The organism is Streptomyces sp. NEAU-174 (genome assembly GCF_052665095.1).
Map to the genome: position 1 here is coordinate 192,540 of NZ_JBQTCE010000017.1, position 13,766 is coordinate 206,305.

Here is a 13,766-nt window from a genome sequence, read left to right on the forward strand (position 1 = left end):
TCACGACCCTGAAAACCCGCCGCCCCGCTTCCCCTCACGGCACCCGCGCCTCACCCACCTTCTCCGCCGCGCCGCCCTGGCCCGCCGACTCCGGCGCGCCCCCGCCCGTGACGGCGCCCTCGCCGGTGATCCGGGCCAGCGCGGCGGCGGCCGCCGCGCTGAGGCGTATGTGCTGGGCGGCGGCGGTCAGGGCCGGGATGGCGCGCTCGTCGCCGATCGCGCCCAGGCCCTCCACACAGGCGCGGGCGATCGCCCAGTGCCGGTCGCGGGCCGCCAACTGCCGTTCCAGGGCGGCCACCAGGGCCGGTACGGACTCGGGGGCCCGCAGCTCCACCAGCAGCCGGATGGGGTGCAGTGAGTACGCGGTGCGCAGCGGGTTCGTGGCCAGAGCGGCGGCGGCCCGCGCGGTGCGCGGATCGCCGAGCCGGGCCAGCACCCGGGCGGCGGTCGCACAGCGGGCCGGCTCGCGGTAGTTGAGCAGGAGGACAAGGGTTTCGAAGGCCCGGCGGTCCTTGGCGCTGCCGAGCACGAAGGCGGCCGTCTCGCGGGCCCACAGCGGCTGCTCCGGCGCGACGAGGATGCGGGCCAGCTGTTCGCGCGCGGCGGGGGTGCCCTGGCGCACGAGCGCGAGCAGCGAGGCATGGGCCGCGGTTTCCTGGGGGGTTGAGAGCGAGGCCCGTACCCGCTCCGTCAGCGTCCGGAATTCATCGTCCATACGAGGTCTCCCCTCCCCGGTGGGCCGTGTTCCGGCACGGCCTCACTTTGAGCTCTGGCATCTTGGTTACCCGCGAGTTAATATGGCGACACGAGCAGCACCCCTGCTCCGGCGGCCTGGTGACGCAGCCGCCTTGTGTGACGTCGGTTCGGCAGTTCCAGAACAGCAGTTGAGGCCCGGCCCCGGGACAGGGCCGGCCGCGTGTCTCCCACGGGCAGTTTCCTCCGTGCGGCGCTGTCCGTAAGGGAGCGTGCAAGCCCTTCCATCGGGGATTTGTGTCAGCCGCGTCAGCCCCCCGCGCGTGCGTGGCGTGAACGGCAGCAGTGGCATGACACGAGCTCCCCTCAGTCGTCACTTCATCCCCGCATCCGGGGAACACCCTCTGGAGTCCGCGATGGACCGTCTCCCACACACCGGCGTCAGCACTACGTCCCCCTCTGATCTCTCCCCCTCCCGGGCCCCGCTCACTACTGTCGCCGTCGTCGGGCTCGGCACGATGGGCACCGGCATCGCCGAGATCCTGGCCCGGGCGGGCCGCGAGGTGATCGGTATCGACATCAACGAAAGCGCCTGCCGCCGAGCCGTCACCGCGCTCGAGGTCGCCACCGCCCGCGCCGTGCACCGCGAGCGGATCAGCGAGCGGGAGCGGGCGGAGATCCTCGACCGCTTCCGCGTCTCCACCGATCTGCGCGCCGCCGCCGACGCGGAGCTGGTGATCGAGGTGGTGCCGGAGGACTACGACACCAAGCACGAGGTCTTCGCCGAGCTGGACACCGTGGTCAGCCCCGCCGCGATCCTCGCGACCGGCACCAACGCGCTGTCGGTGACCCGGCTGGCCGCCGAGTCCGCCCATCCGGAGCGGGTCCTGGGCCTGCACTTCTTCAATCCGGCGCCCGCGATGAAGCTCGTCGAGATCGTCTCCTGCGTGCTGACCGCGCCCGCGGCCGTCGAGGCGGTCACCGCGCTCGCCCGCGACCTGGGCAAGGAGCCGGTGGCGCTCGGCGACCGGCCCGGGTTCGTCGCCGACGGGCTGCTGTTCGGCTACCTCAACCAGGCCGCCGCGATGTACGAGGCCAAGTACGCGGCGCGGGAGGACATCGACGCCGCGATGCGGCTCGGCTGCGGGCTGCCGATGGGCCCGCTGGCCCTGCTCGACCTGATCGGCGTCGACACCGCCCGCACCGTCCTGGAGGCCATGTACGCCGCCTCCGGCGACCGGCTGCACGCGCCCGCGCCCATCCTGGGGCAGCTCGCCCAGGCCGGGCTCACCGGCCGTAAGGCGGGCCGCGGCTTCTACACGTACGAGGCGCCGGGCAGCGGCACCATCGTCCCGGACGCCGCGACGGCCGAGGTCGGGCACTCCACGGAAGGGGCGCGCCCCGTGCGCGCCGTCGGCGTCGCCGGCTCGGGCACCATGGCCTCCGGGATCGCCGAGGTCTTCGCCAAGGCGGGCCTGGAGGTGGTGCTGGCGGGCCGGACCCTGGAGAAGGCCGCGGCGGCGAAGGCCCGCATAGGGAAATCCCTGAAAAGGTCGGTGTCCAAGGGGCGGATGAGCGAGCAGGCCCGGGAGCGGGCGCTGGCGCGGATCACCCCGGCCGACGCGCTCGACGCGTTCGCGGACGTGGACCTGGCCGTGGAGGCGGTGGCCGAGGACCTGGTGGTCAAGCAGGAGCTGTTCCGGGTGCTGGACAAGGTCTGCAAACCGGGCGCGGTGCTGGCCACGACCACCTCGTCGCTGCCGGTCGTCGCCTGCGCGCGGGTGACCTCGCGCCCGCAGGACGTGGTGGGCCTGCACTTCTTCAACCCGGCGCCCGCGATGAAGCTGGTCGAGGTGGTGCACACCGTGCTGACCGCGGACGATGTGCGCGCGACGGCGCACGCGGTGTGCGCGGCGGTGCGCAAACACCCGGTCGACTGCGGCGACCGGGCGGGGTTCATCGTGAACGCCCTGCTGTTCCCGTACCTCAACAACGCCGTGAAGATGGTCCAGGAGCACTACGCCACCCCGGACGCCATCGACGCCGCGATGAAACTGGGCGGCGGCTATCCGATGGGACCCTTCGAACTGCTCGACGTCGTGGGGCTCGATGTGTCGCTGGCCATCGAGCAGGTGCTGCACCGGGAGTTCCGTGAGCCGGGCCTGGCGCCGGCGCCGCTGCTGGAGCATCTGGTGGCCGCCGGTTGCCTCGGGCGCAAGACCGGGCGCGGCTTCCGCGAGTATGCCAAAGCCTGAGTACGAGCCCGAGTACGCCTCCGGGTGGGGCGGACCGTCGGACTCCGGTTCCCGGTGGGGCGGGCTGCTGGAGCCTTCCGTCGGTCTGCCCCCGCACCGGCACTCACAAGCGTGTTACGTTCCCCACATGTCCCAGCCCGTGAAGGCCACGCGTACGGAGCGTACGAAGCGAACCCCCTCGTCCGGTGGCGGTGAGAGCGCGGGAAGCCGCCGCGCCGCGGCTCAGCGTCTGTCCATGCGCCGCAAACTCGCGGCCGCGGCGATGGAGTTGTTCGCGACGCAGGGGTACGAGGCGACGACCGTCGACGAGATCGCGGCCAGGGCGGGGGTGGCCCGGCGCACCTTCTTCCGGCACTTCCGCTCCAAGGAAGAGGCGATCTTCCCGGACCACGACGACACGCTGGTGCGGGCGGCGGCGGTACTGGACGCGGCGCCTCCGCATGAGAACCCCCTGGACACCGTGTGCCGCGGGATCAAGGAGGTCATGCGGATGTACGCGGCCTCGCCCGCCGTCTCCGTGGAGCGCTACCGGCTGACCCGTGAGGTCCCGGCCCTGCGGGAGCGGGAGATCGCCTCGGTGGCCCGCTACGAGCGGCTGTTCACCCGCTATCTGCTGGGCCACTTCGACGAGGGCGCCCACCACGACGGCGACGACGATCCGCTGCTGGCCGAGGTCGCCGCGTCGGCCGTGGTCACGGCCCACAACCATGTGCTGCGGCGCTGGCTGCGGGCGGGCGGCCAGGGCGATGTGGAGTCCCAGCTTGACCACGCGTTCGCGATCGTCCGCGAGACGTTCGGGAGCGGCATCGGGGGGCGCCCCGCCGTGGCCGGCGGGCGGCCCGCGGCGACGGTCTCGGCGAAGGAGGAGGACGAGGTGGTGGTGATGGTGGCGCGGACGGACGCGCCGCTGACGGAGGTTATGCGGACGATCAAGGAAGCGTTGCAGCGCTAGCGCTGCGGTTTGGGGTTCGCCGGGTTCGTTGGTTCTGGGCTGGCCCCTGGGCCCGGTGAACCACGTCTTGGGCTGGGGCCCGCCTGCGAGGTCGGTTCGGCACCGCCGGACTCCACCGTCGGGCGTCCCGCCGTCGCGGCGGGGAGTGGGGGCGGCATCCGCCCCCTCCCACCTCGCCGTCGCGGCGGGGACGAGGGCGGGGTCCGCCCCCCACAGGCGGGCCCCGCCCGGGCCGCGTCTGCGCCGCCCCGGTGCGGGGCGGCGCGGGCGCGGGCGCCTCAGCTGGTCTTCGTCAGTTTCGCTGCGTAGCCGCCGTTCTTCGGGGTGGTCACCTTGAGGCGGGAGGTCGCCGTGACCTCCTGGGTTTCGGTGACGACCTTGCCGTCCGGGCCGTCCTTCCACACCTCGATCCGCCAGTCGCCCTTGCCCAGGAAGCTCAGCGGCTCGTCCAGCGTGCGGGCCTCGCCCAAGGTGATCGCGCCCAGGTACCAGGTGTCGCCGGAGCGGCGGGCCAGGACGGCGCGGTCGCCGGGGTCGCCGTCGACCAGCTTTGTCTCGTCCCACACGGTGGGCACCTGGTTCAGGAACTTCAGCTCCTGCGGCCTGCTCTCGTACGACTCCACGCTGTCGGCGAAGTGCTGCACCCCGGACTCGTAGACGACCGACAGCGCGAGTTCGGCCGCGTCACTCGTGGGCCGCACACCGGTGAAGGTCGCCGGGGTGAAGTCCATGGGCCCGATGAGGTTCCGGGTGAAGGGCAGGGTCGTGTAGTGCGCCGCCGGGAAGGGCTGGCGGCCCGGCTTGGGGCGGGTGCCCTCGGCGCCCTTGACCGCTTCGGTGCTCATCAGCTGCGGCCAGGTCCGCTCCTGGCCGCGCGGGATCGTGGCGCCGTGGAAGTTCAGCATCAGCTTGTGCCGGGCGCTGTCCTTGAAGACCGCGTCGTACCAGCGCATCCGGTCCTGGCCGTCCGACTCCAGGAAGTCGATCTTCAGCCCGGCGATCCCCCAGGATTTCCACAGCGGGAACAGCCGGTCCCGCTCGCTCTGCGCGTCGATCGTCTGCCAGCGGGCCCACAGCCAGACGCCGACGCCCTTCTCATTGGCGTACGCGGTCAGCTCGGGCATCCAGGAGTCGCTCCAGCCGGAGTCCACCAGGATGTACTCCCAGCCCTCGCGGGCCGCGAAGTCCACGAACTTCTTCTGGGCGTCCAGGCTGGTCGGGCTCTGCCCGTCCGACCACCAGGACCAGGCCGCCTTGCCCGGCTTGATCCAGGAGGTGTCGGCGACCTTGGAGGGGGCGGCCAGATCGGTCGGCAGATCGCTCTCGGTGACGGTGGCGAGGTCACCGATGACCATGGTCCGCCAGGGGGTGGTCAGCCCCGGGCCGCTGACCTCGGCGGGGTCGGGGAGGGTGAGCTTGAAGCGGTCGGTGGCGGAGTCGAGGGTGAGCCGGGAGCCGCCGTAGGAGCTGTTGAGGTCCGCCTCCTCGATCAGCATCCAGCTGGAGCCGATGTGGAAGAGCGACGGATAGCCGTAGTCGCCCGCCTTGGCGTCGGCCACCGTGCCGTGGTCATGGGCGGACTCGTAGTCCTGGCGGCCGTTGTCGTACGGCAGGAGGAAGGAGTCGGCGGACGGCGGGACGGCGTACTCGGTGCTCTCGCCGAGCACGGTGACCGTCCCCTTGTCCGGCAGCACATAGCGGTAGGCCAGACCGTCGGCGGAGACCCGGATGACCACCTTCAGCGTCCGCCCGTCCTTGCGGAAGGTGAAGGTCGACTCGGAGGCGTCGGAGGTGTGGTGGGTGCGGCGGCCGGTGGTGGTCGTGTAGGTCTCATGGACCGTGCGGTCGCTGCGCCCCGCGAACCGCAAGCCCTTGCTGAAATCGGTCTCGGCGGTGCGGATGCCCAGGCCCGACGGGCGCAGCACGGTGGTGGCGCCATGGCGCGCGGCCAGCGTCAGCGCGCCCTCGTTGTTCAGCTTGAGCTCGCCGCTGACCTGCCCCTTTCCGGTCAGCCGCCAGTCCTGCGCACGACCGTCCGATGCCGCCGCCGCCCGGAGCGGCACCAGCACGGCGGCCGCGCAGGCGAGGGCGGCCACGGCTCTGGTGACCTTTGATCGTGCCGTATGCATCGTTCCTCCTCGTTCACCGCATCCTCGACACGGCGCTCGATACATCAGAGCAATCGGGTGCCTTGACGCATCATCAGCCCGTTTCTACGCTCCCGTCTAGCCAAATCATCGGAGCAATCTGATCGCTTCGGGGACGGGAGATGTTCGGGATGCCAGTCAGCAGACGCGGATTCCTGGGCCGGGTGGCGGCGGGCGCCGCCGCGAGCACGGCCGTCGGCACGGTCCTCCCCGAGCAGGAGGCGGCCGCACAGCCACAGCAGTCGGTGACCCTGCGGGGCATGCGCACCGACCAGGAGTGGGAGCGCTTTCTCAGCGGCCAGGATCTGCTCTGGAAGCGCTTGCCGAGAACGTGGTACGAGGGGCCGTTCCTCGGCAATGGCCTGCTGGGCTCGATGATCTACCAGGAGCCCGGGGAGAACGCGCTGCGCTTCACGATCCACCACAGCGAGGTGCAGGACCACCGGCCCACCGAAGGCGGCAGCGACTGGGGCGTGGCGCGGCTCCCGGTCGGCAATCTGCTGCTGCGCCCGGTCGGCGCCATCACCGGCGTCGATCTGCGGCTGGAGCTGTGGAACGCCGAGCTGCGCGGCACGGTCACCACGGACAAGGGGGAGCTGAAGCTCCGGGCGCTGGTGCACAACGACCGCACCATGCTGCTGGCCACCGTCGAGGCGAGCGCCGGCGAGGAGGGGTTCCGCTGGGAGTTCAAGCCCTCACCTGCGGTCAGCCCGCGCATCGTCCGCGAGGATCCGCCGAAGGGCTTCGAGCCCAACCCGGCCCCGGTCAGCCGCACCGAGGACGGGCTCGGCATCACCGTCCAGTCCCTGGTGGCGGGCGGGCAGACGGTGAGCGCGTACCAGCAGCGCGGCAGCGGCCGGGAGCGCACGTACTACCTGGCCGTGGCGCACTCCTTTCCGGGTACGGACGCGGAGGGCCGGGCGCGGACCACCATGCGCAAGGCGTCCGCGCTGCCGGTCTCCAGCCTGCGGCGCAGCCACTACGAGTGGTGGCACCGCTTCTACCGCAAGAGCTTCATCTCGGTGCCCGACGGGATGCTCCAGAGCTTCTACTGGATCCAGCTCTACAAGCTGGCCTGCGCCGCCCGTGAGCACGCCCCCGTCATGGCCACCACCGGCCCGTGGGTGGAGCCGACCCCATGGCCCGGGGTGTGGTGGAACCTCAACGTCCAGCTGGAGTACTGGCCGGTGCACGGCTCCAACCACCTGGAGCTTGACGCGATTCCGCGCACCCTCGCCGAGAACACCGATGTGCTCATCGGCGGCCTCAAGCCCGAGTACCGCGCCGACTCGGCCGGGCTGCGCCGCTCCACGGACGCGCAGTGCGAGGACAACGGCACGGTGCCGGTGCCGGGCGTCGGGGACTCCCCCGAGGTGGGCGATCTGCCCTGGGCGCTGCACAACGTCTGGCTGACCTACCGCCACACCATGGACCGGGGCCTGCTGGAGGATGTGCTCTATCCGCTGCTGCGCCGCTCCACCAACTACTACCTGCACTTCCTCACGGAGCAGCCGGACGGCAGGCTGCATCTGCCGAAGACCTTCTCCCCCGAGTACGGCGCGGCCCCGGACTGCAACTACGACCTGGCGCTGCTGCGCTGGTCCTGCCAGACCCTGCTGACCACGGTCGAGTTGCTGGACAAGGACGATCCGCTGGTGCCCAAGTGGCGCGAGGTGCTGGAGAAGCTGGTCGACTATCCGGTGGACGAGAACGGCTTCATGATCGGCACCGGCGTCCCGTTCGCCAAGTCCCACCGCCACTACTCCCATATGCTCTCGGTCTACCCGCTCTACCTGGTCAACTGGGACCAGAAGGAGCACCGGGACCTGATCGCCCGCTCGCTGGAGCACTGGATCAGCTTCGAGGGCGCGCTGCGCGGCTACAGCTTCTCGGGCGCGGCCTCGATCTCGACGCAGATGGGGCGCGGCGATGACGCGCTGAAGTATCTGCGGGAGCTGGTGGCGCGGTTCATCCAGCCCAATACCCACTACTACGAGGCGGGTCCGGTGATCGAGACCCCGCTGTCGGGCGCCCAGGCGATCCACGACATGCTCTGCCAGAGCTGGGGCGGGACGATCCGCTTCTTCCCCGGGGTGCCGGGCGAGTGGCGGGACGTCACGCTGCACGACTTCCGTACCCAGGGCGCGTTCCTGGTCAGCGGGGTGCGTACGGGCGGGAGGACGCGCTGGGTGCGGGTGCGCAGCCTGGCCGGGGAGCCGTGCCGCGTCCGCCACTCGATCGGCGGCCGGGTGGCGGTCGCCGGGGTCGGCGGCCCCGCGCCGAAGTGGCGTGACCTGGGCAACGGCGAGATCGAGCTGGAGCTGGACCGGGAGGACGAGGCGGTGATCTACCCGGCCGGCACCCGGCCGGACTTCCGGATCACCCCGGTGAAGGTCACCACCCCGGCCGAGCCCTGGGGCCTGCCGGAGCTGCCGCAGGCGGGCGCGGTCACCCAGGTCGATCTGACCGGGCACTTCGACAACGACGCCATCACCACCGAGATGTACTACGGGGACGGCGACTTCGACGGTACGGGCCGCACCTATCCGATGGCGCAGCTGCCGCAGACCGGGCAGACCGAGGACGACGGGATCACCTTCGCGTTCACCAACGGCAGCGAGGGCTCCAACAACAATGTCATCGCCGCAGGTCAGAAGGTTACGGTCGCGGCGGGCGGCTATACGAAGCTCCATGTGCTGGGCGCGGGCGACACCGGCAATGTGTCCGTCCCCGCCGAGGCCGCGTACGCCGACGGCTCGACGGGCAAGCTGACCATCCAGCTGACGGCCTGGAGGTCGGGTCCCGCGTACGGCGAGACGGAGGCGGTGCGGACGAGTCAGATCCACACCCGCACCGGCCCGTTGGGCACCAAGGCCGCGATCTTCCACCAGGTGGTGGAGCTGGACCCGGGCAAGGAGCTGTCGGCGATCACCCTGGGCGCTCCCTCGGGCACCGCGCGGGCGCATATCTTCGCCCTCTCGCTGGAGAAGGACGGCTGACAGCGCCCACAGCCGATCCACACCGCGACGGCCGCCCCGCTGGGGGCGGCCGTCGTTGCTCATGTGTGCACTGGAGATGACAACTGAGGGAAATTGTTGGCACCCAGTGTCTTGCGAGGTGGCACAGCGTGCCATACGGTGATGATGTCCGGGCGGCCGGCGCGCTGCCAACCATCGTGCGCCGGCTGTCCCCGCAAGCCGCTTTGCGCGCCCGGACACGCCTGCGTCACCAGGCACCCGGCGCCACCCGCGCCGCACCGAGCAGCACCTCCGCCGAACCGACGGCACCGCATCAGCATCACCCGTCACGAGCCCAGCGTTCCCTCAGGCGTCCCCTCATGGACGCTTCGCCGGAGGCACCGATGAACGAGATACTTGACGCGATCCTGGCGTCGGACACAGCACCCGAGGAGTTCGCGGCACTGCGCGTCCCCGAGTCGTACCGCGCGGTGACCGTGCGCAAGGACGAGGCCGAGATGTTCTCCGGCCTCACCACCCGGGAGAAGGACCCCCGCAAGTCACTGCACGTGGACGAGGTGCCGGTGCCCGAGCTGGGCCCCGGAGAGGCGCTCGTCGCCGTGATGGCCAGCTCGGTCAACTACAACTCCGTGTGGACCTCGATCTTCGAGCCGCTGCCGACCTTCGGCTTCCTGGAGCGGTACGGCAGGCTCTCCCCCCTGGCCAAGCGGCATGACCTCCCCTACCACATCATCGGCTCCGACCTAGCGGGCGTCGTGCTGCGCACCGGCCCCGGCGTGAACTCCTGGAAGCCGGGCGCCGAGGTCGTCGCGCACTGTCTGTCGGTCGAGCTGGAGAGCGCCGACGGCCACAACGACACCATGCTCGACCCCGAGCAGCGCATCTGGGGCTTCGAGACCAACTTCGGCGGGCTCGCCGAGATCGCGCTGGTCAAGTCCAACCAGCTGATGCCCAAGCCCGCCCATCTGAGCTGGGAGGAGGCGGCCGCCCCGGGCCTGGTCAACTCCACCGCCTACCGGCAGCTGGTCTCCCGCAACGGCGCCGGGATGAAGCAGGGCGACAACGTCCTGATCTGGGGCGCGAGCGGCGGACTCGGCTCGTACGCCACCCAGTTCGCGCTGGCCGGCGGGGCCAACCCGGTCTGTGTGGTCTCCTCGCCGCAGAAGGCCGAGATCTGCCGGCGGATGGGCGCCGAGGCGATCATCGACCGCACCGCCGAGGACTACACGTTCTGGAAGGACGACGGCACCCAGGACCCGCGCGAGTGGAAGCGGTTCGGCAAGAAGATCCGCGAGCTGACCGGCGGCGAGGATGTGGACATCGTCTTCGAGCACCCGGGCCGGGAGACCTTCGGCGCGTCCGTCTATGTCACCCGTAAGGGCGGCACGATCGTCACCTGCGCCTCGACCTCCGGCTATACCCACGAGTACGACAACCGCTACCTGTGGATGTCGCTGAAGCGGATCGTCGGCTCGCACTTCGCCAACTACCGCGAGGCGTGGGAGGCCAACCGCCTGATCGCCAAGGGCAAGATCCACCCGACGCTGTCCAAGACGTACCGGCTGGAGGACACCGGCCAGGCCACGTACGACGTCCACCACAACCTCCACCAGGGCAAGGTCGGCGTGTTGTGCCTGGCCCCCGAGGAGGGCATGGGCGTGCGCGACCAGGCGATGCGCGAGCGGCACATCGACGCCATCAACCTGTTCCGTGACGACCACAAGAACGGCCGGGGCGCCTGATGAGTGGCACACCCCGCCCCAAGGACCGTCCCTGGCTGATGCGCACCTACGCCGGGCACTCCACCGCCGAGGCGTCCAACGAGCTGTACCGGCGCAACCTGGCCAAGGGCCAGACCGGGCTCTCGGTCGCCTTCGACCTGCCCACCCAGACCGGCTACGACCCGGACCACATCCTCGCCCGTGGCGAGGTGGGCCGGGTCGGGGTCCCGGTCTCGCACCTGGGCGACATGCGGCGGCTGTTCCAGGAGATCCCCCTGGAGCGGATGAACACCTCCATGACGATCAACGCGACGGCGATGTGGCTGCTGGCGCTGTACCAGGTCGTCGCGGAGGAGCACGGCGCCGATACCGCGAAGCTCCAGGGGACGACGCAGAACGACATCGTCAAGGAGTACCTGTCGCGGGGGACGCATGTCTTCCCGCCGGGCCCGAGCCTGCGGCTGACCACCGACATGATCGCGTACACGGTCAACCACATCCCCAAGTGGAACCCGATCAACATCTGTAGCTACCACCTCCAGGAGGCCGGGGCCACTCCGGTGCAGGAGATCGCCTTCGCGATGTCCACGGCGGTCGCCGTACTGGACGCGGTGTTCGCCTCCGGCCAGGTTCCCGAGGACCGTAAGGGCGATGTGGTGGCCCGGATCTCCTTCTTCGTGAACGCGGGCGTCCGCTTCATCGAGGAGATGTGCAAGATGCGCGCCTTCGGCCGCATCTGGGACCGGATCACCCGCGAGCGGTACGGCATCAAGAACCCCAAGCACCGCCGGTTCCGCTACGGCGTCCAGGTGAACTCGCTCGGCCTGACCGAGGCCCAGCCGGAGAACAACGTCCAGCGCATCGTCCTGGAGATGCTGGCCGTCACCCTCTCCAAGGACGCCCGCGCCCGCGCCGTCCAGCTCCCGGCCTGGAACGAGGCGCTGGGCCTGCCCCGCCCCTGGGACCAGCAGTGGTCGCTGCGCATCCAGCAGGTCCTCGCCCATGAGAGCGATCTGCTGGAGTACGACGACATCTTCGAGGGCTCCCATGTGATCGAGTCCAAGGTCGCCACCCTGGTGGAGGAGGCCGAGGCCGAGATCGAGCGGATCCAGGAGATGGGCGGGGCGATGGCCGCCGTCGAGTCCGGCTACCTCAAGGCGCGGCTGGTGGCCTCCCACTCCGAGCGCCGGGCGCGGATCGAGGCGGGCGAGGAGAAGATCGTCGGCGTCAACTGCTACGAGTCCACCGAGCCCAATCCGCTCACCGCCGACCTCGACACCGCGATCATGACGGTGGACCCGGAGAACGAGGCGCGGGTGGTCTCGGCCCTGCACTCCTGGCGCGAGCGGCGCGACGAGGGACCCGCCCAGGAGGCCCTCGGTGCCCTCCGTAAGGCCGCCGTGGGGACCGACAACCTGATGGAGGCCACCCTGCGCTGTGCCCGCGCGGGCGTGACCACCGGGGAGTGGGCCTGGGCGCTGCGCGATGTCTTCGGCGAGTACCGCGCCCCCACCGGGGTCGGCGGCGCGCCCCTGTCCGTGGCCACGGAGGCGGGCTCCCTGCTGGCCTCGGTCCGCGAGAAGGTCGGGAAGACCGCGGCCGAGCTCGGCGGCGGCAGGCTGCGGCTGCTGGTCGGCAAGCCGGGTCTGGACGGGCACAGCAACGGCGCGGAGCAGATCGCCGTACGGGCCAGGGACGCCGGTTTCGAGGTGGTCTACCAGGGGATACGGCTCACCCCCGAGCAGATCGTCTCGGCGGCCGTGGCCGAGGACGTGCACTGCGTCGGTCTGTCGATCCTGTCCGGGTCGCACGCCGAGCTGGTGCCCGACATTCTGGAGCGGATGCGCACCGCGGGCGCCCAGGACATCCCCGTCATCGTCGGCGGGATCATCCCGTCCTCGGACGCGGCCGCCCTGCGCGCGGCGGGTGTCGCCGCGGTTTTCACCCCCAAGGACTTCGGTATCACGGAGATCATCGGCCGTATCGTCGATGAGATCCGCGCCGCGAACACGCTTCCCCCTCTGGAGGTTCTCGTATGACCGCCCCCGACCGCGCAGACGCTGCCGCCGGCCGCCTGCGTCCGCGCCGTTCGTGCCTCGCCGTCCCCGGCTCCAATCCGCGCTTCCTGGAGAAGGCCCAGGGGCTCCCGGCCGACCAGGTCTTCCTGGACCTGGAGGACGCCTGCGCCCCGCTGGCCAAGGAGGACGCCCGGCACACCATCGTCAAGGCGCTGAACGAGGGCGACTGGACCGGTAAGACCCGGGTGGTGCGGGTGAACGACTGGACCACCCACTGGACGTACCGGGACGTCATCACGGTGGTCGAGGGCGCGGGCCCGAACCTGGACTGCATCATGCTGCCGAAGGTGCAGGACGCCCAGCAGATCGTCGCGCTCGACCTGCTGCTCACCCAGATCGAGAAGACGATGGGCTTCGAGATCGGGCGGATCGGCATCGAGGCGCAGATCGAGAACGCCAAGGGCCTGGTCAACGTGGACGAGATCGCCGGCGCCTCGCCGCGTCTGGAGACCATCGTCTTCGGCCCGGCCGACTTCATGGCGTCCATCAACATGAAGTCGCTGGTCGTGGGCGAGCAGCCGCCCGGCTATCCGGCGGACGCCTATCACTACATCCTGATGCGGATCCTGATGGCGGCCCGTATGCACGACCTCCAGGCGATCGACGGCCCGTACCTCCAGATCCGGAACGTGGACGGCTTCCGCGAGGTGGCCGGGCGCGCGGCCGCCCTCGGCTACGACGGCAAGTGGGTGCTGCACCCCGGCCAGGTGGAGGCGGCCAATGAGGTCTTCTCGCCGTCGCAGGAGGACTACGACCACGCGGAGCTGATCCTGGACGCCTATGACTACTGCACCTCGGCGGAGGGCGGTATGAAGGGCTCGGCGATGCTCGGGGACGAGATGATCGACGAGGCCAGCCGCAAGATGGCCCTGGTCGTCGCGGGCAAGGGCCGCGCCGCCGGGATGAGCCGTACGTCCACCTTCCAGCCCCCGGAGGCGTGAG

General features: G+C 70.7%; 8 protein-coding genes. 6 read left to right on the forward strand and 2 right to left on the reverse strand.

The genetic code is table 11. From position 1 onward, the window contains the following. Positions 1-34 precede the first annotated feature (34 nt). Positions 35-715 (reverse strand): HEAT repeat domain-containing protein, encoded by a 681-nt coding sequence (locus ACT2CW_RS38985; protein ID WP_086885149.1) that lies wholly within the window; start codon positions 713-715, stop codon positions 35-37. 394 nt (positions 716-1,109) lie between these two features. Here ACT2CW_RS38985 and ACT2CW_RS38990 point away from each other — a divergent pair, with 394 nt between their 5' ends. Further along, positions 1,110-2,948 carry a 3-hydroxyacyl-CoA dehydrogenase family protein gene (locus ACT2CW_RS38990; protein WP_445520021.1) on the forward strand — a complete coding sequence of 613 codons (1,839 nt, stop codon included), beginning with the start codon at positions 1,110-1,112 and terminating at the stop codon, positions 2,946-2,948. 127 nt (positions 2,949-3,075) lie between these two features. Continuing rightward, positions 3,076-3,900: a TetR family transcriptional regulator gene (locus tag ACT2CW_RS38995; RefSeq protein WP_182473626.1), complete on the forward strand. Its 825-nt coding sequence runs from the start codon at positions 3,076-3,078 to the stop codon at positions 3,898-3,900. 278 nt (positions 3,901-4,178) lie between these two features. Here ACT2CW_RS38995 and ACT2CW_RS39000 read toward each other — a convergent pair whose 3' ends face one another. After that, the gene (locus ACT2CW_RS39000) at positions 4,179-6,029 is read right to left on the reverse strand and encodes a glycoside hydrolase family 97 catalytic domain-containing protein (protein ID WP_445520022.1); all 1,851 of its coding nucleotides are present in this window, start codon (positions 6,027-6,029) and stop codon (positions 4,179-4,181) included. Between the two features lie 149 nt (positions 6,030-6,178). Between ACT2CW_RS39000 and ACT2CW_RS39005 the strand changes: the two genes are divergently transcribed. The 4 genes from ACT2CW_RS39005 (at position 6,179) to ACT2CW_RS39020 (ending at position 13,765) form a co-directional block, all read left to right on the forward strand. Further along, positions 6,179-9,046 carry a glycosyl hydrolase family 95 catalytic domain-containing protein gene (locus ACT2CW_RS39005; protein WP_445520023.1) on the forward strand — a complete coding sequence of 956 codons (2,868 nt, stop codon included), beginning with the start codon at positions 6,179-6,181 and terminating at the stop codon, positions 9,044-9,046. A 362-nt stretch (positions 9,047-9,408) separates the two neighbouring features. Then, positions 9,409-10,767: a crotonyl-CoA carboxylase/reductase gene (ccrA, locus tag ACT2CW_RS39010; RefSeq protein WP_445520024.1), complete on the forward strand. Its 1,359-nt coding sequence runs from the start codon at positions 9,409-9,411 to the stop codon at positions 10,765-10,767. Further along, positions 10,767-12,785 (forward strand): protein meaA, encoded by a 2,019-nt coding sequence (locus tag ACT2CW_RS39015; RefSeq protein ID WP_445520025.1) that lies wholly within the window; start codon positions 10,767-10,769, stop codon positions 12,783-12,785. The genes ccrA and ACT2CW_RS39015 overlap by 1 nt, the downstream gene beginning before the upstream one ends. Then, positions 12,782-13,765 (forward strand): HpcH/HpaI aldolase/citrate lyase family protein, encoded by a 984-nt coding sequence (locus tag ACT2CW_RS39020; protein ID WP_051573593.1) that lies wholly within the window; start codon positions 12,782-12,784, stop codon positions 13,763-13,765. The genes ACT2CW_RS39015 and ACT2CW_RS39020 overlap by 4 nt, the downstream gene beginning before the upstream one ends. The last annotated feature ends 1 nt before the right edge of the window (position 13,766 follow it).

What these genes read in the sequence shown, in the direction of transcription:
- ACT2CW_RS38985 (WP_086885149.1), bottom strand. Translation starts at nt 715, where the DNA reads ATGGACGATGAATTCCGGACGCTGACGGAGCGGGTACGGGCCTCGCTC.
- ACT2CW_RS39015 (WP_445520025.1), top strand. Translation starts at nt 10,767, where the DNA reads ATGAGTGGCACACCCCGCCCCAAGGACCGTCCCTGGCTGATGCGCACC.
- ACT2CW_RS39000 (WP_445520022.1), bottom strand. Translation starts at nt 6,029, where the DNA reads ATGCATACGGCACGATCAAAGGTCACCAGAGCCGTGGCCGCCCTCGCC.
- ACT2CW_RS38990 (WP_445520021.1), top strand. Translation starts at nt 1,110, where the DNA reads ATGGACCGTCTCCCACACACCGGCGTCAGCACTACGTCCCCCTCTGAT.
- ACT2CW_RS39005 (WP_445520023.1), top strand. Translation starts at nt 6,179, where the DNA reads ATGCCAGTCAGCAGACGCGGATTCCTGGGCCGGGTGGCGGCGGGCGCC.
- ccrA (WP_445520024.1), top strand. Translation starts at nt 9,409, where the DNA reads ATGAACGAGATACTTGACGCGATCCTGGCGTCGGACACAGCACCCGAG.
- ACT2CW_RS39020 (WP_051573593.1), top strand. Translation starts at nt 12,782, where the DNA reads ATGACCGCCCCCGACCGCGCAGACGCTGCCGCCGGCCGCCTGCGTCCG.
- ACT2CW_RS38995 (WP_182473626.1), top strand. Translation starts at nt 3,076, where the DNA reads ATGTCCCAGCCCGTGAAGGCCACGCGTACGGAGCGTACGAAGCGAACC.